At 41.7% G+C, this 21,859-nt stretch carries 11 protein-coding genes, 1 tRNA gene, 2 rRNA genes and 3 pseudogenes; 8 read left to right on the forward strand and 9 right to left on the reverse strand.

What is annotated here, in order from left to right:
* Positions 1 to 16: 16 nt before the first annotated feature.
* The 3 genes from KA717_34325 to KA717_34335 form a co-directional block, all read right to left on the reverse strand.
* Positions 17 to 2,898: ribosomal RNA gene (locus KA717_34325) — 23S ribosomal RNA — on the reverse strand.
* A 167-nt stretch (positions 2,899 to 3,065) separates the two neighbouring features.
* Positions 3,066 to 3,139, reverse strand: a tRNA-Ile gene (locus tag KA717_34330).
* 172 nt (positions 3,140 to 3,311) lie between these two features.
* A 16S ribosomal RNA gene (locus tag KA717_34335) occupies positions 3,312 to 4,804 on the reverse strand.
* Together the 16S and 23S rRNA genes with 1 tRNA gene alongside form the textbook arrangement of a ribosomal RNA operon.
* A gap of 607 nt (positions 4,805 to 5,411) precedes the next feature.
* Between KA717_34335 and guaA the strand changes: the two genes are divergently transcribed.
* The 3 genes from guaA (at position 5,412) to KA717_34350 (ending at position 8,652) form a co-directional block, all read left to right on the forward strand.
* Positions 5,412 to 6,959 (forward strand): glutamine-hydrolyzing GMP synthase, encoded by a 1,548-nt coding sequence (guaA, locus tag KA717_34340; protein UXE64865.1) that lies wholly within the window; start codon positions 5,412 to 5,414, stop codon positions 6,957 to 6,959.
* A 305-nt stretch (positions 6,960 to 7,264) separates the two neighbouring features.
* Positions 7,265 to 7,459 (forward strand): transposase, encoded by a 195-nt coding sequence (locus KA717_34345; GenBank protein ID UXE60546.1) that lies wholly within the window; start codon positions 7,265 to 7,267, stop codon positions 7,457 to 7,459.
* Positions 7,460 to 7,476: 17 nt separating this feature from the next.
* Positions 7,477 to 8,652: an IS4 family transposase gene (locus KA717_34350; protein ID UXE60547.1), complete on the forward strand. Its 1,176-nt coding sequence runs from the start codon at positions 7,477 to 7,479 to the stop codon at positions 8,650 to 8,652.
* A 216-nt stretch (positions 8,653 to 8,868) separates the two neighbouring features.
* Here KA717_34350 and KA717_34355 read toward each other — a convergent pair.
* The 4 genes and pseudogenes from KA717_34355 to dacB form a co-directional block, all read right to left on the reverse strand.
* A pseudogene (locus tag KA717_34355) lies at positions 8,869 to 9,624 on the reverse strand (transposase).
* A gap of 221 nt (positions 9,625 to 9,845) precedes the next feature.
* Positions 9,846 to 11,183: pseudogene (locus KA717_34360) on the reverse strand (IS5 family transposase).
* Positions 11,184 to 11,291: 108 nt separating this feature from the next.
* A pseudogene (locus KA717_34365) lies at positions 11,292 to 11,920 on the reverse strand (transposase).
* Between the two features lie 153 nt (positions 11,921 to 12,073).
* Positions 12,074 to 13,525, reverse strand: coding sequence for a D-alanyl-D-alanine carboxypeptidase/D-alanyl-D-alanine-endopeptidase (gene dacB, locus KA717_34370; GenBank protein UXE60548.1), 1,452 nt, complete (start codon positions 13,523 to 13,525; stop codon positions 12,074 to 12,076).
* 668 nt (positions 13,526 to 14,193) lie between these two features.
* On the opposite strand from dacB, the gene KA717_34375 reads away from it, so the two are divergent.
* The gene (locus tag KA717_34375) at positions 14,194 to 14,550 is read left to right on the forward strand and encodes a type II toxin-antitoxin system RelE/ParE family toxin (GenBank protein ID UXE60549.1); all 357 of its coding nucleotides are present in this window, start codon (positions 14,194 to 14,196) and stop codon (positions 14,548 to 14,550) included.
* Positions 14,543 to 14,833, forward strand: coding sequence for a helix-turn-helix domain-containing protein (locus tag KA717_34380; protein ID UXE60550.1), 291 nt, complete (start codon positions 14,543 to 14,545; stop codon positions 14,831 to 14,833). The genes KA717_34375 and KA717_34380 overlap by 8 nt, the downstream gene beginning before the upstream one ends.
* Before the next feature lie 250 nt (positions 14,834 to 15,083).
* Here KA717_34380 and KA717_34385 read toward each other — a convergent pair whose 3' ends face one another.
* Positions 15,084 to 16,238 carry an ISL3 family transposase gene (locus KA717_34385; protein UXE60551.1) on the reverse strand — a complete coding sequence of 385 codons (1,155 nt, stop codon included), beginning with the start codon at positions 16,236 to 16,238 and terminating at the stop codon, positions 15,084 to 15,086.
* 203 nt (positions 16,239 to 16,441) lie between these two features.
* On the opposite strand from KA717_34385, the gene KA717_34390 reads away from it, so the two are divergent.
* The 3 genes from KA717_34390 (at position 16,442) to KA717_34400 (ending at position 19,770) form a co-directional block, all read left to right on the forward strand.
* Positions 16,442 to 17,284, forward strand: coding sequence for a hypothetical protein (locus tag KA717_34390; protein UXE60552.1), 843 nt, complete (start codon positions 16,442 to 16,444; stop codon positions 17,282 to 17,284).
* 740 nt (positions 17,285 to 18,024) lie between these two features.
* Entirely contained in the window at positions 18,025 to 18,462 is a 438-nt protein-coding gene (locus KA717_34395; GenBank protein ID UXE60553.1) for a DUF29 domain-containing protein, read from the forward strand.
* Between the two features lie 336 nt (positions 18,463 to 18,798).
* On the forward strand, positions 18,799 to 19,770 hold the full coding sequence (locus KA717_34400; protein UXE60554.1) for a hypothetical protein: 972 nt from the start codon (positions 18,799 to 18,801) through the stop codon (positions 19,768 to 19,770).
* Here the strand turns inward: KA717_34400 and ligA are convergent.
* Entirely contained in the window at positions 19,762 to 21,768 is a 2,007-nt protein-coding gene (ligA, locus tag KA717_34405; protein UXE60555.1) for an NAD-dependent DNA ligase LigA, read from the reverse strand. The genes KA717_34400 and ligA overlap by 9 nt on opposite strands.
* Positions 21,769 to 21,859: the final 91 nt, after the last annotated feature.

The following is a 21,859-nucleotide window of genomic DNA, read 5'->3' on the forward strand; positions in this document are numbered from 1 at the left end:
TAATTGAGATAAGAATAAGGTCAAGCCCTCGGTCTGTTAGTACTCCTTGACTTCGCATATTGCTACACTTCCATCTAGAGCCTATTAACGGGTAGTCTTCCCGTGACCTTACTGGCTTATGCCATGAGAGTACTCATCTTGAGGTGGGCTTCCCACTTAGATGCTTTCAGCGGTTATCCACTCCGCACTTGGCTACCCTGCGTTTACCGTTGGCACGATAACAGGTACACCAGCGGTGCGTCCTTCCCGGTCCTCTCGTACTAAGGAAGGCTCCTCTCAATACTCTTACGCCTACATCGGATATGGACCGAACTGTCTCACGACGTTCTGAACCCAGCTCACGTACCGCTTTAATGGGCGAACAGCCCAACCCTTGGGACGTACTACCGCCCCAGGTTGCGATGAGCCGACATCGAGGTGCCAAACCTCCGCGTCGATGTGAACTCTTGGCGGAGATCAGCCTGTTATCCCTAGAGTAACTTTTATCCGTTGAGCGACGGCCCTTCCACTCAGTGCCGTCGGATCACTAAAGCCGACTTTCGTCCCTGTTTGACCTGTTTGTCTCACAGTCAAGCTTCCTTCTGCTTTTACACTCTTCGACTGATTTCCAACCAGTCTGAGGAAACCTTTGCGCGCCTCCGTTACCTTTTAGGAGGCGACCGCCCCAGTCAAACTGCCCACCTGAAATTGTTCTCTCCCCCGATTAGGGGTCAGAGTTAGAATTCTAGCCTCACCAGAGTGGTATCTCACCGTTGACTCCATAGCACCCACAAGCACTACTTCAACGTCTCCCACCTATCCTGCGCAAGCAAAGCCCGAACCCAATCCCAAGCTACAGTAAAGCTTCATAGGGTCTTTCTGTCCAAATGCAGGTAGTCCGTATCTTCACAGACAATCCTATTTCGCCGAGTCTCTCTCCGAGACAGTGCCCAGATCGTTACGCCTTTCGTGCGGGTCGGAACTTACCCGACAAGGAATTTCGCTACCTTAGGACCGTTATAGTTACGGCCGCCGTTCACCGGGGCTTCAGTCGCTAGCTTCAGATTGCTCCTGACCAACTTCCTTAACCTTCCGGCACTGGGCAGGCGTCAGCCCCCATACCGCGTCTTACGACTTCGCGGAGACCTGTGTTTTTGGTAAACAGTCGCCTGGGCCTATTCACTGCGACCCCCATTGCTGAGGGCACCCCTTCTCCCGAAGTTACGGGGTCATTTTGCCGAGTTCCTTAGAGAGAGTTATCTCGCGCCCCTTGGTATTCTCTACCTTCCTACCTGTGTCGGTTTCGGGTACAGGTAATTATAAATTAACGTGGTTCGGGCTTTTCTAGGAAGCTTGACCTCATGCACTTCGTCTCCGTGGAGACTCCCCATCACACCTCAGCTCAAGACGTTTTCTCCGTCTCTCATCGCCTTGAATGCTTAGACCGGTAACCATCATCCGGCAGCATTAGCCTTCTCCGTCCCCCGCCACAATCTATAATCAGTACGGTAATATTGAACCGTTGTCCATCGACTACGCTTTTCAGCCTCGCCTTAGGTCCTGACTAACCCTCCGCGGACGAGCCTTCCGGAGGAACCCTTAGGATTTCGGGGCATTGGATTCTCACCAATGTTTTCGCTACTCAAGCCGACATTCTCACTTCTGTACTGTCCACACCTGCTTGCCGCTAGTGCTTCACCCTATACAGAACGCTCCCCTACCACTACATTCGTAGTCCACAGCTTCGGCACATCACTTAGCCCCGTTCATTTTCGGCGCAGGAGCGCTTGACCAGTGAGCTATTACGCACTCTTTTAAGGATTGCTGCTTCTAGGCAAACCTCCTGGTTGTCAATGCACTCCCACCTCCTTTCTCACTTAGTGATGATTTGGGGACCTTAGCTGGTGGTCTGGGCTGTTTCCCTCTTGACGATGAAGCTTATCCCCCACCGTCTTACTGGTCGTTTCTTCTTGGGTATTCTTAGTTTGCATCGCCTTGGTACCGGTCTCCCAGCCCGCAGCGAAACAGTGCTTTACCCCCCAAGTTGACTTTACAACCGCTGCGCCTAAACACATTTCGGGGAGAACCAGCTAGCTCCGGGTTCGATTGGCATTTCACCCCTAACCACAGCTCATCCGCTAATTTTTCAACATTAGTCGGTTCGGACCTCCACTTGGTTTTACCCAAGCTTCATCCTGGCCATGGTTAGATCACCCGGGTTCGGGTCTACAAATTGTGACTATCGCCCTTTTCAGGCTCGCTTTCACTTTGGCTTCGGTGCAACACACCTTAACCTGCCACAACCTGTAAGTCGCCGGCTCATTCTTCAACAGGCACACGGTCAGCCGTTTAATCAGCCTTCCATTGCTTGTAGGCTAACGGTTTCATGTTCTATTTCACTCCCCTCACTGGGGTTCTTTTCACCTTTCCCTCGCGGTACTTTTCTCTATCGGTCACACAGTAGTATTTAGCCTTACGAGGTGGTCCTCGCTGATTCAACCGGAATTCCACGTGCTCCGGCCTACTCGGGATTCAGCTAGGCTGCTTCGATTTTCGACTACAGGACTTTCACCTCCTCTGGTGCAGTTTTCAGCTGCTTCGTCTAATCTATTCAGTCCACGTTGCTGTCCCACGACCCCAACCTCCGTAGAAGTTGGTTTAGGCTGTTCCCTTTTCGCTCGCCGCTACTCGGAGAATCACTCAATTGTTTTCTTTTCCTCTAGCTACTAAGATGTTTCAATTCACTAGGTTGGCTCTTTCTCACCTATTTTATTCAGTGAGCAGTATTTAGGGTTGCCCCATTCGGACATCTCCGGATCAGTGCTTGTTTCCAGCTCCCCGAAGCGTTTCGTCGGTAACTACGTCCTTCATCGCCTCTGTGTGCCAAGGTATCCACCGTTAGCCCTTTGTAGCTTGACCTTTGGCTTTTATCCCTGCTTTTCTCTTTTTCTATGCAGTTTTCAAGGTTCTTACTGGTTTTTCAACCAGCATTCCCTCTATTACAGTTTTTCCTGTTTAGATAGGATGCCGATTCTTTTTACCAATCTTTACGCGCTCGTGATGATTAATCTAAAAGATTAATCCAGTGGGCCATTCTGGACTTGAACCAGAGACCTCACGGTTATCAGCCGTGCGCTCTAACCAACTGAGCTAATAGCCCTTGTCTGGTTTTTTCTAAGTTTTACCCTCCCTTTCGGAAAGTTAGTCTTAGGTACGAACCGACTCTAATAGTTTGAAAGTTTTTACCTTTTCTCCCTTGCACGACCTTGGGATAACCTACTTTTTTCTTATTTGCTGATTGCTTTCAGAATTCAGTGGGTACGGTCTCCCTATAAGGAGGTGATCCAGCCACACCTTCCGGTACGGCTACCTTGTTACGACTTCACCCCAGTCACTAGCCCTGCCTTAGGCATCCTCCTCCGCGAACGGTTGGAGTAACGACTTCGGGCGTGACCAGCTCCCATGGTGTGACGGGCGGTGTGTACAAGGCCCGGGAACGAATTCACCGCAGTATGCTGACCTGCGATTACTAGCGATTCCTCCTTCATGCAGGCGAGTTGCAGCCTGCAATCTGAACTGAGGCCGGGTTTGTTGGGATTCGCTTGTCCTCGCGGATTAGCTGCCCGTTGTCCCGACCATTGTAGTACGTGTGTAGCCCAAGACGTAAGGGGCATGATGACTTGACGTCATCCCCACCTTCCTCCGGTTTGTCACCGGCAGTCTCTCTAGAGTGCCCAACTTAATGATGGCAACTAAAAACGGGGGTTGCGCTCGTTGCGGGACTTAACCCAACATCTCACGACACGAGCTGACGACAGCCATGCACCACCTGTGTTCTGGCTCCCTAAGGCACTCCTAACTTTCATCAGGATTCCAGACATGTCAAGTCTTGGTAAGGTTCTTCGCGTTGCATCGAATTAAACCACATACTCCACCGCTTGTGCGGGCCCCCGTCAATTCCTTTGAGTTTCACTCTTGCGAGCGTACTCCCCAGGCGGGATACTTAACGCGTTAGCTTCGGCACAGTCCGGGTCGATACAGACTACGCCTAGTATCCATCGTTTACGGCTAGGACTACAGGGGTATCTAATCCCTTTCGCTACCCTAGCTTTCGTCCCTCAGTGTCAGTTTCGGCCCAGTAGCGCGCTTTCGCCACCGATGTTCTTCCCAATATCTACGCATTTCACCGCTACACTGGGAATTCCCGCTACCCCTACCGAACTCTAGTCTCTCAGTTTCCACCGCTTTTATGGAGTTAAGCTCCATTCTTTGACGACAGACTTGACAAACCACCTACGGACGCTTTACGCCCAATGATTCCGGATAACGCTTGCATCCTCCGTATTACCGCGGCTGCTGGCACGGAGTTAGCCGATGCTTATTCATCAGGTACCGTCAGAGCTTCTTCCCTGATAAAAGTGGTTTACAACCCAAGGGCCTTCCTCCCACACGCGGTATTGCTCCGTCAGGCTTTCGCCCATTGCGGAAAATTCCCCACTGCTGCCTCCCGTAGGAGTCTGGACCGTTTCTCAGTTCCAGTGTGGCTGCTCATCCTCTCAGACCAGCTACTGATCGTCGCCTTGGTAGTCCCTTACACTACCAACTAGCTAATCAGCCGCGAGCCCATCTTCAGACGATAAATCTTTCACCTTTCGGCACATCGGGTATTAGCAGTCGTTTCCAACTGTTGTCCCCATTCTGAAGGTAGGTTCTCACGTGTTACTCACCCGTCCGCCACTAAGTTCCCGAAGGAACTCCGTTCGACTTGCATGTGTTAGGCATACCGCCAGCGTTCATCCTGAGCCAGGATCAAACTCTCCATTGTTTTTACCAATTTATTAAGTCTATCGGCTCTTTTTTCTTGCTTTTTTCACTGATGTCTAGTAAACTAAACCACCAATGAAAGAATTAGTTTTTTAATTTACAAGGGTTTGGCTTTTTCTTTCAAACTATTGATTTGTCTAGGTTCGGCGCGTTTCCTTCGCTTCCGCTCTCAACCGCGCATTTACCAATATAGGGATCTTTCCCTGCTTTGTCAACCCTTTTTTTTAAAAAAGTTTTTCTCAACTCTACAACAACCCCTCAACTCCCTCCCTTCTTACTTTCTACAGACTCTTTCTTCTTTTGATGGATACGTTGGTAGATCTTCTGTATTGTCAATAGGGCGTGTTAAGGTGACAGAATATTGATGGCTTATATATGGTGTTTTTTCTTTCGGTTCGCTTTAAAGTTAAACTGCAAGCGTTAAAACCTAATTGAGTTGGTGCACGTTGCCAAGATCGCTTAGACGATCTTTCATCCTAGTAGCGATATCTAGGATTATTTTGTTAACCGTTATCGTGTATTTGACTGTGACTACGCAAACGCCTGCTTTTTCGCAAACAGCCGAGACTGATGTCCCATTCAATCTCACTAGTGGCTTAGAACGCCAAATTATTATCATTCTTGACTTTGGCTCCCAATATTCAGAGTTGATTGCTCGTCGTATTCGGGAGACCCAGGTTTATTCAGAGGTTTTGTCTTATCGAACTTCAGCCGAGGAGTTGCGACGGATTAACCCTAAGGGAATTATTTTGTCGGGTGGGCCTAGCTCGGTGTATGACGAGGGGGCACCTCAATGCGATCCGGCTATCTGGCATCTGGGGATTCCGGTGTTGGGGGTATGCTATGGAATGCAGTTGATGGTGAAACAGTTGGGGGGCAAGGTTGAGCGGGCCAAACGGGCAGAATACGGTAAGGCTTCTCTCAGGATTAGTGATCCGACGGATCTGCTGACCAATGTGGAAGATGCTTCGACGATGTGGATGAGTCACGGTGACTCTTGTTCGCTGCTACCGCATGGTTTTGAGATTCTGGCCTATACCGACAATACGCCTTGTGCTGCGATCGCCGACCATGAGAAGCGTTTATTTGGGGTGCAGTTTCATCCGGAGGTGGTGCATTCAGTAGGAGGAATTGCCCTGATTCGGAATTTTGTCTATCACATCTGTAAATGTGAACCGACCTGGACGACGGAAGCCTTTGTGGAGGAATCCATTCGAGAGATTCGATCGCAGGTGGGAGAGAAGCGTGTCCTTTTGGCCTTGTCGGGAGGGGTTGATTCTTCAACGTTGGCATTTTTATTGCATCGGGCCATTGGGGACAATTTGACCTGTATGTTTATCGATCAGGGGTTTATGCGAAAAGGGGAACCAGAACGTTTGGTAGAACTCTTTGATCGACAATTTCATATTCCGGTTCAGTATGTTAATGCTCGCGATCGCTTTTTGCAGCAACTAGAAGGGATTACCGATCCAGAAGAGAAGCGACGACGTATTGGCCATGAGTTTATTCAGGTATTTGAGGAAGAGTCTAATCGCTTGGGGCCCTTTGATTATCTAGCTCAGGGAACGTTATATCCAGATGTGATTGAGTCGGCTGATAGTAATGTTGATCCAAAGAGTGGGGAACGGGTGGCTGTCAAAATTAAAAGCCATCACAATGTGGGGGGACTACCGAAGAATTTACGCTTTAAATTGGTGGAGCCTTTACGTAAACTCTTTAAGGATGAAGTGCGTAAATTAGGCCGTTCCATTGGTTTGCCAGAAGAAATTGTCCGTCGTCATCCCTTTCCTGGCCCAGGTTTAGCGATTCGGATTATTGGCGAGGTGACATCAGAACGGTTGAATATTCTCCGAGATGCTGATTTTGTGGTTCGAGATGAAATTTCTAAACGGGGAATTTACCATGATTATTGGCAAGCCTTTGCGGTCTTATTGCCTGTCCGCAGTGTGGGGGTAATGGGGGATCAGCGAACTTATGCTCACCCAATCGTGCTGCGTTTTATTACGAGTGAAGATGGGATGACGGCGGATTGGGCTAAAGTTCCCTACGATATTCTAGAGGCAATCTCAAATCGTATGGTTAATGAGGTCAAGGGGGTAAATCGAGTAGTTTATGATATTACTTCCAAGCCGCCTGGCACAATTGAATGGGAATAGGATTGACCGGCTGTTGAATGCTTGAATGATTGACAGCAAAGACGACTGCAAGCCTTGCGGGGTTGAAATAATACCCTGCTCCTTGTAAATAGGGCTTGCTGAAACTGACTTTTCCCGTTAAGTCCAAAATCCAGCAATGCAAACTTCTAGAGGCTTTATCTGGCAAGGGTTTGAGTAATGATTCTCTTGACAGGAAAAAAATATTCTGAAGCCATCATCCCGCTTATCGTTCAAATTTCAAAAACAAAGGATGAAGGGAGTATGAGACTGTAAAATGGAGAAAATCTTAAAGGGCAGGTCAAAAAATGTTGGAATGGTGGACAAAAAACTTTGCCAGTTGTGAATTGGGAGACGAGAGGCTAAACAATCGTGCCTTCTCGATTGGGAAAAAGTTAAGTGAGGGGTTTGGAAAAGCCTTATCAGAAGTGTTTAAGGGAGGAAACGAGTTAAAGAGGGCCTATGAATTTTTGGGAATCCGAAAACAGACTTTGTCAAGATAATAGAGCCGCACTGTGAAATGACAACTGCCGCCGTAGAAGAATATAAGATAATGCTATCAGTCGGAGATACGACCTTCTTAGATTATCGCAATATCAAGGAAAAAAGGGAAGGGTATGGGCCGACTGGAAAAGGAGGGAATGGATTAATACTGCATAGTGCTTTAGCAATTGAGCCAGAAAAAGGACAAGTATTAGGTTTATTATGGCAAAAACTGTGGAATAGGGAGGTAAAAGAAAAGCCCCCAACAGATGAAACGGCGAAGCAGAAAAAAGAAAGACAGAAAGAACAAAGAAAAGCAGCTCGTCAAAGACCATTTGAGGAAAAAGAATCCTACAAATGGGTAGAGGCTCTAAACACCTGTGAGAAACAGGTAGAAAGTTCAACGAGGGTAATTCATGTATTTGACAGAGAAGGAGATGTTTCAGAAGTCTTTGACTCAGTGCGTCAACTCAAGCATACAGGAGTGCTGGTCAGAGCGTCTCATAATCGTAGTTTAGACAAAAATAGTGAACGACTTTGGCAACATTTGGAATCAGAACCGATTCGTTTTCATCAAGAAATCGAGATTCCGAGTACAGGAAAAAGAAAAGCACGGAAGGTTAAGCTTGCCGTCCGATTTTGCTCAGTTAATCTACGAACTCCCTATCGTTTTGATAATCGTGACCCGTTGAATGTCTATGCTGTTTATGCGACAGAAATCGATTGTCCCGAAGGCGAAACTCCTTTATCTTGGATGCTTCTGACTACAGAAGTTGTTGAGACTATTGAGATGGCTGTCACTATTCTTCGTTGGTACACCTACCGATGGCGGGTTGAAGAATTTCATAAAGTCCTTAAGTCTGGTTGTCAGAGTGAGCGTTATCGACTTGCCTCTGATGGAATGAAAACTCTTTTGGGTTTTTTAAGTGTCATTGCTGTTGAACTTTTACACGTTACTTATCTTCATCGTACCCAGCCCGATGCTCTCGCGATTGAAATTCTTAATCCTCTTCAACTTCAGGTGTTAAAAGCAGCCGCCTCTCAAAAACTTCCCCCTATTTTGACTGTTGCTTGGGCTGTCGAGTCTGTTGCTTTTCTTGGTGGTTATCTTGAACATCGTCGTAAAACTCCTCTCGGTATCCAAGTCCTTTGGCGCGGTTGGTTGAAGTTGCATGACCTTTGCCAAGGCTGGCAGCTTGCAATCCGCACTTAACGGGAAAAGTCAGCTTGCTGAAAAAGTCAAAAAACGAAAGAAATGTGGGTTAGGGAAGTATGGACTGAAAAAGCATAGATAACTTATCCTTATGGAAACAAATCAAAATACAGATTTTGTTTAATCTATTGTTCCTTTCTGTCTAAAAAGGTCAACACAAATCACTCCTCACAAAAGAGAGGAAAATTAACACCATTTTTCACAAGAAAAACGACTCTACAACTTTTTACTTTTTGTCTTCTGAAGTAGAGTAGAAAGATTCATTACCAAAAAGTTCATCGCAATTACCGTTTCCGAGGTCTCAGGTAGTTTGGCCATCACTCGACCAAGACTAAATTTCCTCTTTCCCTGTCCGAATTTACCCTCAATGGCATTACGCACTCTTTCATCTGAGCGTGCCTCTTTCTTTTTTTCTTTGCTCACCTCTTTCGGCGGTCTTCCCAATCGGGGACCACTCATTCTTATATCCCTTTCTTTACAATAAGCTCGATTCGCTTTTGTTCGATAGATTTTATCCACATGAACCGATTCCGGATAACATCCTGTTTCCCTTTTATATTCTTCTATTCGCGCTTGTAAATCTCCCGATTCGTTGTAATTATCCCAACTTAATTTGTCTAAGAAGACAAAGCCATTCACATTACTTGCCGATATTTTAGCTCCAAACTCTACTGCTTTTCCCGCTTTTCCACGCACTATTGGACGCACGTGAGGTTGGCTTACACTCACAATTCTGTTTTCTACTTTATTTGTCTTTTTTTCATACATTTCTAACTGTTGCTCATACACTTTTCCTATCGTTACAAGCTCTTCTTGCTCTTTTTTCGTTAGTTTTTCTAACTTTGCTCCCTCTTCTATCATTTTTTCTATATGAGACAAGTTTCTTTTTATATATCCTAGTTGTTTTTTTGTTCCTTTTCTTCTTTCTTTTTTTGACACACGACGTTTTTTTGCTATGGCTAAGTAGGGCTTGCTGAAAAAGTCAAAAAACGAAAGAAATGTGGGTTAGGGAAGTATGGACTGAAAAAGCATAGATAACTTATCCTTATGGAAACAAATCAAAATACAGATTTTGTTTAATCTATTGTTCCTTTCTGTCTAAAAAGGTCAACACAAATCACTCCTCACAAAAGAGAGGAAAATTAACACCATTTTTCACAAGAAAAACGACTCTACAACTTTTTACTTTTTGTCTTCTGAAGTAGAGTAGAAAGATTCATTACCAAAAAGTTCATCGCAATTACCGTTTCCGAGGTCTCAGGTAGTTTGGCCATCACTCGACCAAGACTAAATTTCCTCTTTCCCTGTCCGAATTTACCCTCAATGGCATTACGCACTCTTTCATCTGAGCGTGCCTCTTTCTTTTTTTCTTTGCTCACCTCTTTCGGCGGTCTTCCCAATCGGGGACCACTCATTCTTATATCCCTTTCTTTACAATAAGCTCGATTCGCTTTTGTTCGATAGATTTTATCCACATGAACCGATTCCGGATAACATCCTGTTTCCCTTTTATATTCTTCTATTCGCGCTTGTAAATCTCCCGATTCGTTGTAATTATCCCAACTTAATTTGTCTAAGAAGACAAAGCCATTCACATTACTTGCCGATATTTTAGCTCCAAACTCTACTGCTTTTCCCGCTTTTCCACGCACTATTGGACGCACGTGAGGTTGGCTTACACTCACAATTCTGTTTTCTACTTTATTTGTCTTTTTTTCATACATTTCTAACTGTTGCTCATACACTTTTCCTATCGTTACAAGCTCTTCTTGCTCTTTTTTCGTTAGTTTTTCTAACTTTGCTCCCTCTTCTATCATTTTTTCTATATCAGACAAGTTTCTTTTTATATATCCTAGTTGTTTTTTTGTTCCTTTTCTTCTTTCTTTTTTTGACACACGACGTTTTTTTGCTATGGCTAAGTACTCTTTTCTTGCCACTTCCCTATAAGTCCTCGGCTTTTCTTTCCTTTTCTCTTTTATTTCTTCATACAGCTTATCTATTATTTTTTCTGTTTTTTCTCTGGCATCATTCAATATTCCTATATCCGTTGGATATTTTATATCTGCTGGTGTACAAGTCGCATCTAACAATAACTTTCCTTCATTTTCTTTTTTTTCTGACGCTACACCCGTCGCTTTTTTTTCTATTTCTTTATTAATTTTATTTATTAATTCCATTCCTATTTTTTTACGAAAATGAACCATCATTGACGCATTAAATGCTTCTTTGCTACTATAGCTTTCCATTCCTATAAAGTACTGTAAATAAGGGTTCTCTTTTATTTGTTCTACTGTTTCTCTGTCACTTTTTCCTGAAATTTCTTTGATAATTAATGCTCCTAATGCCATTCTAAATGATTTGGCTGGGGCTCCTTTTTTTTCTGTGAAGTTTTTTGCATATTCTTCCTCATATTCTTCCCAAAGAATCATTTTTGACATTTCTATCCAACGATTTTCTTCGTCTAACTGCCCGCCGAACAGATTTTTCAAGTTTTCTGGTGTTTCAATTGAGTACTGTTGCTTTCGGTACATCTGCTTTCTCTCTTCTTAATGCAATGGTTTTGAGGCATTCTACCCTATTTTCGTGCATTCTAGCGGTTCTTAATTCGCCTACTATTTTTCTCCGTAAAGGTTTCAGCTTTTTTCAGCAAGCCCTAAGTACTCTTTTCTTGCCACTTCCCTATAAGTCCTCGGCTTTTCTTTCCTTTTCTCTTTTATTTCTTCATACAGCTTATCTATTATTTTTTCTGTTTTTTCTCTGGCATCATTCAATATTCCTATATCCGTTGGATATTTTATATCTGCTGGTGTACAAGTCGCATCTAACAATAACTTTCCTTCATTTTCTTTTTTTTCTGACGCTACACCCGTCGCTTTTTTTCTATTTCTTTATTAATTTTATTTATTAATTCCATTCCTATTTTTTTACGAAAATGAACCATCATTGACGCATTAAATGCTTCTTTGCTACTATAGCTTTCCATTCCTATAAAGTACTGTAAATAAGGGTTCTCTTTTATTTGTTCTACTGTTTCTCTGTCACTTTTTCCTGAAATTTCTTTGATAATTAATGCTCCTAATGCTATTCTAAATGATTTGGCTGGGGCTCCTTTTTTTTCTGTGAAGTTTTTTGCATATTCTTCCTCATATTCTTCCCAAAGAATCATTTTTGACATTTCTATCCAACGATTTTCTTCGTCTAACTGCCCGCCGAACAGATTTTTCAAGTTTTCTGGTGTTTCAATTGAGTACTGTTGCTTTCGGTACATCTGCTTTCTCTCTTCTTAATGCAATGGTTTTGAGGCATTCTACCCTATTTTCGTGCATTCTAGCGGTTCTTAATTCGCCTACTATTTTTCTCCGTAAAGGTTTCAGCTTTTTTCAGCAAGCCCTACATAGGGAAAGAAGAAAATGAAGGGTTTTTAGGGTGTATGGGAGATGGCACAGGGTTGTAAGGTGTAGGCTTTTTGAAGGATTTGATCAATGGTTTGGCGAAGTTCTGGAGCTGTGCGATCGCTATTGTTGACCAAAATACTAAAAATTAAGGTTTGATTCTGGATATTAGCGAGATAACCGGCAAGGCTAGTGATTCCTGAGAGGGTTCCGGTTTTAGCTTGTAATTTTCCGACTAAGGCTGTTTGTAAAAAGCGATTTTTTAAAGTTCCGTTTTGACCAGCGATCGCCAGGGAATCTTGATAGGTTTTGGCAAAAGGGGTTTTGTTAATTTGCAGTAATAATTGGCCCAATAGACGAGGGGAAACTAAATTTTGACGAGATAAACCAGAACCATCTTTAAGAAAATAAGTATTAGGATCTAAACCCAGGGATTGCAACGCTGTTTTAACTGGTTCTGAACCGGCTTTATGGAGTGGATTTAATAGGTTTAATAAAGATTCCGCATAGAGATTATTACTATCTTGATTAGTTGTTTGAATCATTGTCCCTAGCTTAGGAGACGTAATGGTCAGTAGAGGAATCTGAGTCCTATCAAGGTTGGCCTGATTAGTCATCATCACGCGATCAACTTGAATGCCCTGTTGTTTTAAAAGTTGCTGAAAAGTTTGCAGAAAATATAAGGTTGGATCGGGAATCGCCACACCATTAATCTCTTGAGAGCCAAGACTTAATTCCCCTGTCACAACCAGAGTATTCTGAGCAAGAAGCCCTTGGATTTGAATATTTTGGCTAGGATTAGCGGCAACAGTTCTGGTTTGATTAACCACTTGCCATTGTTGAGCTGCGAGGGGCTCAGACCAGGTAATTTGGGCTGGTTCGCCAATCTTCTTGCCCGTTAAAGTTAAGGTAACGGTATTTTGATTAAGAATAGCTCGATTGATGGGGGGAGCATAATCATAGTGAATATCTTCCCATTCCCAGGTCGGATTAAGACGATTTTCCGGTGCTGAATTATCTTCTAAAACTAAGGTTTTAATTGCGGTAATTCCCTTAGTTTGCAGTTGGGCAGCGATCGCGGTTAATGAATCCCTAGTCAGGGTGGGATCACCTTGAGCAATAATTGTTAATGCTTCCAGTACCGGTGCTTGGCCTTGACCATAGAAAGGGGTTTGAAGCTGATAATTTGGTCCCAGAGTCAGCAAAGCAGCCGCCGTGGTAAGGAGCTTGGTATTGGAAGCAGGGACAAATAATTGATCGGCATTGTGTTGATAAAGAACGGCTTGAGTTTTCTCCTCGGCGATAAAAATTCCCCAGTAACTACGAACAAACTCGGAACGTTGCAATAGGGTCTCAATTTCAGTGGCAAATTCTGTGGGACAAAAAGACTGATTGGCATAATCTCCGTTTTGGCTCAATTTGAGGGGCATGACAGGGGAAATCGCCGTCACCGAAGAAGCCCAAAAGAGAAATACCCCCATACTGAGGATCTGTATTCCCCATTCTCCGAGATAGATCTTAGAGCGCGAGGACTGGTTACGGTAAAAGAGGAATAATGATCTCAACAAAATTCTGTATTTAAACGGAGTCAAAAAATGAAGATGCAATCTTGGCAGCGATCGCTTAATAATCTGGGCATTAACCCATTGACCACTAGAGACGCACCAACGATCCATTCGGTTTCGACACTAGTAATAACACTGAAACACAATGTGTTTTTTGCTTTTGAAATCTTGATTTGTTCTAACTAACTTTCTTACCAATTAAAAAAAAAAGCATAGCAATCTTTGATTTTCTAAACCAAGGATTGGAATACTTGATTGACTTCTACTTTTTTCTACCTGTAAATAATTCGTTGATAGCTTATCCTTGGTCACGGCACGGTAAGACTTCCGCCATTGGATCAGAAGATATCATCAACGAAAAATTTACAGCAAGAATAACTTTTGGGTTAAAATCCCGTGTAGTTCATAAATAGAAACGCAAATTGGCAATAATATAATGCGCTTTTTGTTGCGTGATGTGGGAGGTTTCTGGCGATCACTTTTTCACGTTGCGACAATCAAGGGCGATCACGTTTTCAATTTGCTACAATTAAGGGCGATCGCTTGATGTACAATCTAAAGCAGTGGAATCTAAATCTTGACCCATGAGAGAAATTGTTTTTTATCGAACTGAATCAGGAGCCAGTCCTGTGGAAGACTTTTTCGATTCTCTCTCAGGCAAGCAAGCTCAAAAAGTGATTTGGGTGTTATCCTTAATTCAAGAAGTTGATCCCATTCCTAGCCAATATTTCAAAAAACCAGTAAATACAGATGATATATGGGAAGTCAGAATACAAGTCGGGAATAACATTTTTCGGCTGCTTGGCTTCCCTTTGTATAACAGAATAATCGTTTTAACTAACGGATTTGCTAAAAAGACACAAAAAACACCTTCTCAGGAAATCCATTTAGCAGAACAACGAAAACGAGATTATTTACGGAGGAACCTAAACTATGACTGACTTAGAACGTTATATTGACCAAAGAAAACAAAGAGATAATGAATTTGCTAAAAATTTTGAAGCAGGTTATCTAAGTTTCAAGTTAGGCTATCTTTTGGCTCGAACAAGGGAAGAAAAAGGAATCAGCCAAGAACAATTAGCTAATGATTTGAATTGGGAGCTATCTCTTATTTCTCAACTGGAAACTCAAACTGAAAATTTTGATATTTCTACTATAGAAAAGTATGTAAAAGCACTAGGAAAAAAACTTTTTGTGGAAATTAGAACCCCTGCTGTTAACTGAATTTTCAGACTGATTTTTATAGGAGTGGGACTGCGATCTCTTTTTCAATACCAAAATTAAGGGCGATCGCTTTTTATCACTGGGTAAAGGGCTAACAGGGATCGCGTTTTCAAGTTGCCAAGATCAAGGGCGATCGCTTTTTATCATTGGTTAGGGGGCTAAGGGGCGATCGCTTTTCTGAGTGACAATCAAGGGCGATCGCGTTTTGATGAGATGGTTCTCCTGAACAAAGAGTGATAATTAAAGCTTATCATGAAAAGCAAGCTAAAAAACGATTTCGCATATTATCAAAGTTCATAAATCCATAAGCTTGACGCTTGATTAGTTTAAGACGATTATTGATGCCTTCCATTGCCCCATTCGTCGTTCGACTCAAAAAGTAGTTACAAATAGAGTCCAAATTCCTACGAATTGTGCTAATTACATCTGTATAAATGCTCTTTGCATTCTCTAACCATTCTGTAAATTTTAATCTTCCTTCTTCCTTATCATTTACTTTTTCATATATCTCTCTAAATGACTCTTTATATTCATACGCTTTACGCAAACGAGCAGATTGCTTTAACACCAATTCTAGTTTTTCTAACTCTTCCTCTTTTAGGTCTTCTTTATTTTTTAATAATAGCCACTTTTCTCCCTTGATTTTTACATTCAATTTTGTCTGTTTACGGATTTTATTCAATTCTTCATTCAACGCCTTCATTACATGAAATCTATCTGTTACAATTACTGCATTCGGAAATACTTTTTCTATTACTTTAGGAAATCCTCCCCACATATCTACACTCACTTGTTCTACTCCTTCCCTCACCTCTAATTCTTTCTTCATCAGCACTTCGATGATTTTATCTTGTTGATGACTATCTATCACTTCTATTAATTCTCCTTTCTCTATATCTCCTAACACTGTTACAAAATTCTGATGACCTTTTCGTTTCGCTATTTCATCCATCCCGAGGTGTTTTACTCCTTGCCAATCTTTTTTTTTAGCTTCACATTGACGTTGGTAAATTCCATTCACTTGATCCCATGATAGAGATTCCTCTCTACCTACTTGTTCCACACTGCTCACATTTACTCGTCCATAAATATATTCTTCATACCTCACTGTGTATTTCCTACGGGCTTCCATAAATTCTAGATTTTCTGTAAAAAACCTTTGACAATCTTTACAGTAAAATTTACGACGAGGGACTTTCAGATATACCATTTGACCAGAGATAGACAAGTCCCTTACTAATACACTGTTCGTCTGATGTAATTCATCCGTTAAGCTACCACAATAATTACATTTGACTTCTTCCTCTTGACAACTCAGTATTAAAAACGCTTGTTTTCCCTCTTGAATCACATTTCTTATGTTTACTTTTGGTAAATTCAGAAGATTTTCCAGAAAAAATAACATTGATGTCGTCCTCATATAGTGTATCTTATTATACATCTTCTACCGCAAAGCCAGAAGAACCGATGAGATTAGGAAGGTTTTCTGGGGATCATACAATTTAGTAGTGATATACGGAAAGTTTCTAAAAAAAATGCGTATTTAGCGTGATATACACATTTTTCTGTATAATCTATGGTTAGTATGCCAATCAAGACCGTCTGAAATTGCAGCGTTCTTCTGACTTTGCTCCAAAAAGTAAACCTAATTTATTTGAGCCAAGATTAACTATGAGTAATATCGAGAATACCAACAATAATAAAACACCAAACTATGTCTTTAATGTGACGTTCAATCCAGAAATATTCAGGATTATTGGATATGTCGGGTTTATCGTTATGTTGGTTGTGGGTTCTTTTTTGACCAACAAATTTTCTGGTGTTGATCCCCAAACTACGACGATCTACAAGTTATTTGGATTCAACCATTCATGTTATGTCATAGACTACGAGCCAAGTCGGACAGTTTCGGCTATGCTTTTGCCATTTTGGGAAATTCCTTTTGTTTTATATATCATTTTTAGCTTTTTGCGAGTTCAGGATGCCTATCGCGAAAAAAAAGCTCCATTATTTGCATTTATTGTCTCTGCAATTTGCTTGCCAATTGCACTTTTGTTGACGGTCTGGGTAAGAATTGTGTTTGTCTGGAACCCAGAGGTGAATTTCATGAATCACTATCTCCCTTACATAGGGCTCCAGGTTCTTTTTTTTCTGATCGCTTTTGAAAATTTTCTATATTTCTATGCAATGAAGGCCTTACCCTTTAATAATAATTGGATCCTTGCTATTGGATATCTTGTCCTGTTACTTGTTGTTACATTATTGTATGTGGTATTTGGAATGTCAAGCGGCTTGGGTCATCCAATTCTTGATCTAATAAACAACAATGGACAACGATTATTCTTTCGGATATTGTCAAGCACTTATACTTTTTTGGTTCTTCCTATTCCTCTCATCCTGTCTTTTTGGGAAATCAGGAGATCGCCTAAGCATACATTATCCCTTGATTAACCCTCTTCTAGTGCGATCGCCGAATAATAATTCCCATGCACACACAACCATAAAATTTGATCGACTATGATACAGAAGTTGTCGGCAGCGGATGATGGGGAACGTTAGCCGTTAATTTTCTTAAACATCCTGAGCCAAGCATGGGAAGTACAATTACCGTAATTCTATGCCCCTCTGATTTGGTGATCTGCCATGCAAACTCTTTGCCGAAAGAGTAAATTAACCTGAGTTCAGGCTAAGGACTCTTCGGCAATCCCTTGAACGAAAGAATAAGCATTTGAGAGGTGTCATATCTAAAAAAATGGCTACGACAGGATAAGAGTTTCAGCTTATCTCGAACTGACGTTAAAATAGTAAGAGAACTGATCTCTGATTCCGTAGGGTGCATTACTTAAAATGTACCTTGTTTTGTTTAATCAATCGAGAAGAAAAGACATTGTTAGCAATTCAATCTTAGTTCTAAAAGAGAAAAATAAGAATCGGAAAATCGTCAAATTATGCCTATTCATCAACCTTGCTATAGTAAAAAGCGTTTACTCAACGGGGCAATTCTCTTTATGAAACCCAGATACACATCCTAAATTGTGTTATCCTGTTGGTTATCTAGCATTTAGTAATTGATGATGTTCTCAATTTCAGCCAGCTATGAGAATCATCTCCAAGCTCAAGCGGACTTTAACAAAGTCCTAGAGTAAGTTGAAAAAGTTGAATAATCTAAAATTTGCTTAGGAGTGTAAACCATGACTACTCAAACTCTCTATGAAAAAGACTTTAATCTTTGGATAGAACAAACTATCAATTATCTTAAAAATGGAGACTTAACTAACTTAGATCGAGAAAACCTAATAGAAGAAATTCAGTCAATGGGAAATAGTGATAAACGGGAAACGTTCAGTCGTCTTAAAGTATTACTCATGCACTTACTCAAATGGAAATATCAACCCCAAAAACGAACCTCTAGTTGGTTAAATACCATTGATGAACAGAGGGAACAATTAGAATTAATTCTTAAAAATAGCCCTAGCTTAAAACCTTATTTCCAAGAAATTTTGTCAGACTGCTATCAAAAAGCGATTCGTGCGGCGGTTAATGAAACCAATCTTCCCCGCAAAACTTTTCCCATTGAATGCCCCTTTAGCCAAGAGCAAATCTTAGATGCTGACTATTTTCCTGATTAAAAGGTAAGCTATGCAATTAACTCTAAATGAAGCCCAAAATCAACTACCCCAGTTACTGCAATCCGTATCTGAAGGACAAGAAGTATTAAAAATAGCGAAGGACAGAACTTTCAACTCATTTTGCTTCCTACTATTTCTAACAAACCTCAATTTGGCTGTGCAAAAGGTCTCGTTAAAATGTTGGATAATCTTGATGATCCTTGAGATGAATTTGTAGAGATGTTCAGTACTTTTATCTCCAGCTAACTCTTCACGAGATAGAATTGTAAAGTAACTATACTTTGACTTTCCTTAAAAAGATCAGTCCTCATTTTTGTATTAAAAAATCATCCAATTATGTCTATCTCTATATTTTATTCATGGCAAAGTGAAACACCAGAAAATCGTTCTTTTATAAAAAATGCTTTGGAAAAGGCATTAAAAAATATTTATAAAGATAAGAGTTATGATCTCAATGAAAGACTAGAGCTAGATCATGACACAAAAGATATTCCTGGAATCCCGAATATTACTGATACCATTTTTTCTAAAATTACAAACTGTCGTGTTTTTGTCGCTGATCTATCTTTAACTTCTACTTCCGATTTTAATAAATCACGTCACTGTGCTAATCCCAATGTTTTGATTGAAACTGGTTACGCACTTAGTGCTTTAGGAAACGAAAGGATAATTTTAGTAATGAATGAGGAATTTGGTGTACCAAAAGAGAATATACCGTTTAATCTTCAGTCTAATCGCTGGCCTATTACTTTTCGACTTGCTTCTAATACTGATTCAGAGACTCGAAAGTTAATAAAAGAAAAACTAGTTACTGATCTAGTTTCGGCACTCACAGTAATGATAGAACATGGTATCTTGCAATCTTCTCCAACTACAATATCTTCACGAGAACATGATCAACAAATATTTAATAAACTTCAAATAGATATTCCCTATGACGGAAGAGTAGTACGCTTTCTGCGTGAAGAAGACTGTAAAAATACACTTTTTACACAAGATTTACATGAAATTTACAACTTTGTGAATAAATGGAATAATCCTCATTTTGAGTTCCTTGATTCTGTTTTGGAAAAGCAACGTCAAGAATTTTTAACTCAATTAATCATATTTAAAAATGAATTGTTTGCAAACACATGGACAAACTATCATGATATAAACTTATCATCAATGGAATTACCTGAAGATGATTTTGGACATCCGCGTTGGGAAAAAGCAGAGGAAATGAATAAGTTAGCAACAAAAATTTATGGTTTGTACGAGAGTTTAATTCGAGATTGCAAAAGAAGAATTGGAACTCCCCTAATTTAACATTTCTAAAAACTCTTCCTCACTTAAGATAGTAATATTTAACTTTTGCGCCTTTTCTAACTTAGAACCCGCCGATTCTCCCGCCAAAATATAATCAGTTTTTGCACTTACCGAACTCGTTATCTTTCCTCCTGCTTGCTCAATTAAAGCCTGGGCTTCCTGTCGCTTTAAACTCGGTAAAGTTCCCGTCAAAACAAAAGTTTTACCCGCAAAAACTTGATTCTGACTATCTGCTTCTACCGACTTTTGAGCCTGAGCTAAGACAAAACCGATCGCCTGTAAACGAGTGACTAAACCCTGATTATTCTCATTACGAAACCAGTCATAAACCGATTGGGCAATCTCTTCACCGATACCATAAACCGCCGCTAAATTAGGGATAGAAGCCTGTGCCAATTGTTCCACCGTCGGAAAACTTTCAGCGAGAATCTTGGCATTAACCGCTCCCACATAGCGAATGCCTAAACCGTAGAGAATACGCGACCAGGGCTGTTTTTTACTATCTTGGATGGCGTTAACCAAATTTTGCGCCGATTTCTTGCCCATACGCTCTAATTCTGCTAAATTCTGCCAATCTAAACCGTAAAGACCATCAATAGATTGTACGAGCTTATTATTGAGCAATAAAATCACCATTTTTTCCCCTAAACCCTGAATATCCAAGGCATCCCGACTGGCCCAATGAATTAAACTCCCCCGCAAAATCGCTGGACAGGATTGATTAATACAACGAATCACCGATTCCCCCGCAGGACGGACTAAGAGTGAATCACACTCAGGGCAATGACTGGGCATTTGGTAGGGTTCCGTTTGGGCTGGACGCAACTCCTTCATCACTCGTACCACTTCAGGTATAATCTCCCCCGCTTTGCGAATGATTACCGTGTCCCCAAGGCGAATATCTAACTCGGCAATGCGATCCTGATTGTGCAAAGTTGCCCGTTGTACTGTAGTTCCAGCTAACTGCACAGGTTCCATTACCGCCAAGGGAGTTACAGCCCCCGTCCGTCCCACATTAACCAAGATTTCTCGTACTATGGTCGGAGCTTCTTCGGCAGGATACTTAAGCGCGATCGCCCAACGGGGAAACTTTTGGGTAAATCCCAATTCAGCCTGTAAAGTGTACTGATTAAGCTTGACCACCACCCCATCGGTCATATAGGGCAACCGTTGCCGCGCCCCTTCCCAATCCTCAAAATATTCCGTCACCGCCGCTAAATCGGGACAAAGTTGACAGTGGGAATTAACTGCAAAACCCGCTTTTTTGAGGTATTCCAAGGCTTCCCATTGACTGTGAATTTGCTCTTCCTGGTCGGGTAAATGTAATGTATAGGCAAAAAACTGTAATCGTCGCTGAGATACTCTTTTTGAATCTAATTGTCTTAATGTTCCAGCCGCCGCATTGCGAGGATTAGCAAACAAACTTTCGCCTTTTTCTTCCCGTTCTTGGTTAATGCGATTAAACTCATTTAAAGGTAAAAAAGCTTCACCTCTAACTTCTACCCTAGCAGGGGGATTCTCTAAATTTAAGCGGAGGGGAATGGAACGAATTGTCCGAATATTTTGGGTAATTTCTTCGCCCGTTGTGCCGTCTCCCCTGGTCACACCTCGTACTAACACCCCATTTTCATAGGTCAAGGCGATCGCCGATCCATCAATTTTCAATTCACAAACATATTCTGCCTGTTTAACATCGGGAGTAATCCGTTGCCAGCGTTCCTGCCATTGCTGTAATTCCTGCACATTAAAGGCATTTTCGAGGCTATACAGGGGAATATTGTGAGAGATCGAGGTAAATTGACTGGCGGGGCGTTCTCCCACCCGTTGCGTCGGACTATCAGGGGTTATCAGTTCAGGATGCTGGGCTTCTAGGGTTTGCAATTCCCGATAGAGTTGGTCATACAAGCTGTCCTCCATAATCGGTGCGTCGAGGACATAGTAGGCATAACTGGCGGTTTGGAGTTGTTGGCGGAGTTGGGAAAGGCGATCGCTGTTCATGGGGATAGCGGACTAAGAACGGGGATGTTGACTTTAATTTAGCTCAAAAGGTTACAAACGATTGTAAATACTGAATTTAAATTATGCTATA

This window comes from Woronichinia naegeliana WA131, from assembly GCA_025370055.1.
Classification (GTDB): domain Bacteria; phylum Cyanobacteriota; class Cyanobacteriia; order Cyanobacteriales; family Microcystaceae; genus Woronichinia; species Woronichinia naegeliana.

Bases quoted from the DNA above. Each gene is read 5' to 3' on its own strand.
- KA717_34345 (UXE60546.1), top strand. From the start codon at position 7,265: ATGTTGGAATGGTGGACAAAAAACTTTGCCAGTTGTGAATTGGGAGAC.
- KA717_34350 (UXE60547.1), top strand. From the start codon at position 7,477: ATGACAACTGCCGCCGTAGAAGAATATAAGATAATGCTATCAGTCGGA.
- dacB (UXE60548.1), bottom strand. From the start codon at position 13,525: ATGGGGGTATTTCTCTTTTGGGCTTCTTCGGTGACGGCGATTTCCCCT.
- KA717_34375 (UXE60549.1), top strand. From the start codon at position 14,194: ATGAGAGAAATTGTTTTTTATCGAACTGAATCAGGAGCCAGTCCTGTG.
- KA717_34380 (UXE60550.1), top strand. From the start codon at position 14,543: ATGACTGACTTAGAACGTTATATTGACCAAAGAAAACAAAGAGATAAT.
- KA717_34385 (UXE60551.1), bottom strand. From the start codon at position 16,238: ATGTTATTTTTTCTGGAAAATCTTCTGAATTTACCAAAAGTAAACATA.
- KA717_34395 (UXE60553.1), top strand. From the start codon at position 18,025: ATGACTACTCAAACTCTCTATGAAAAAGACTTTAATCTTTGGATAGAA.
- KA717_34400 (UXE60554.1), top strand. From the start codon at position 18,799: ATGTCTATCTCTATATTTTATTCATGGCAAAGTGAAACACCAGAAAAT.
- ligA (UXE60555.1), bottom strand. From the start codon at position 21,768: ATGAACAGCGATCGCCTTTCCCAACTCCGCCAACAACTCCAAACCGCC.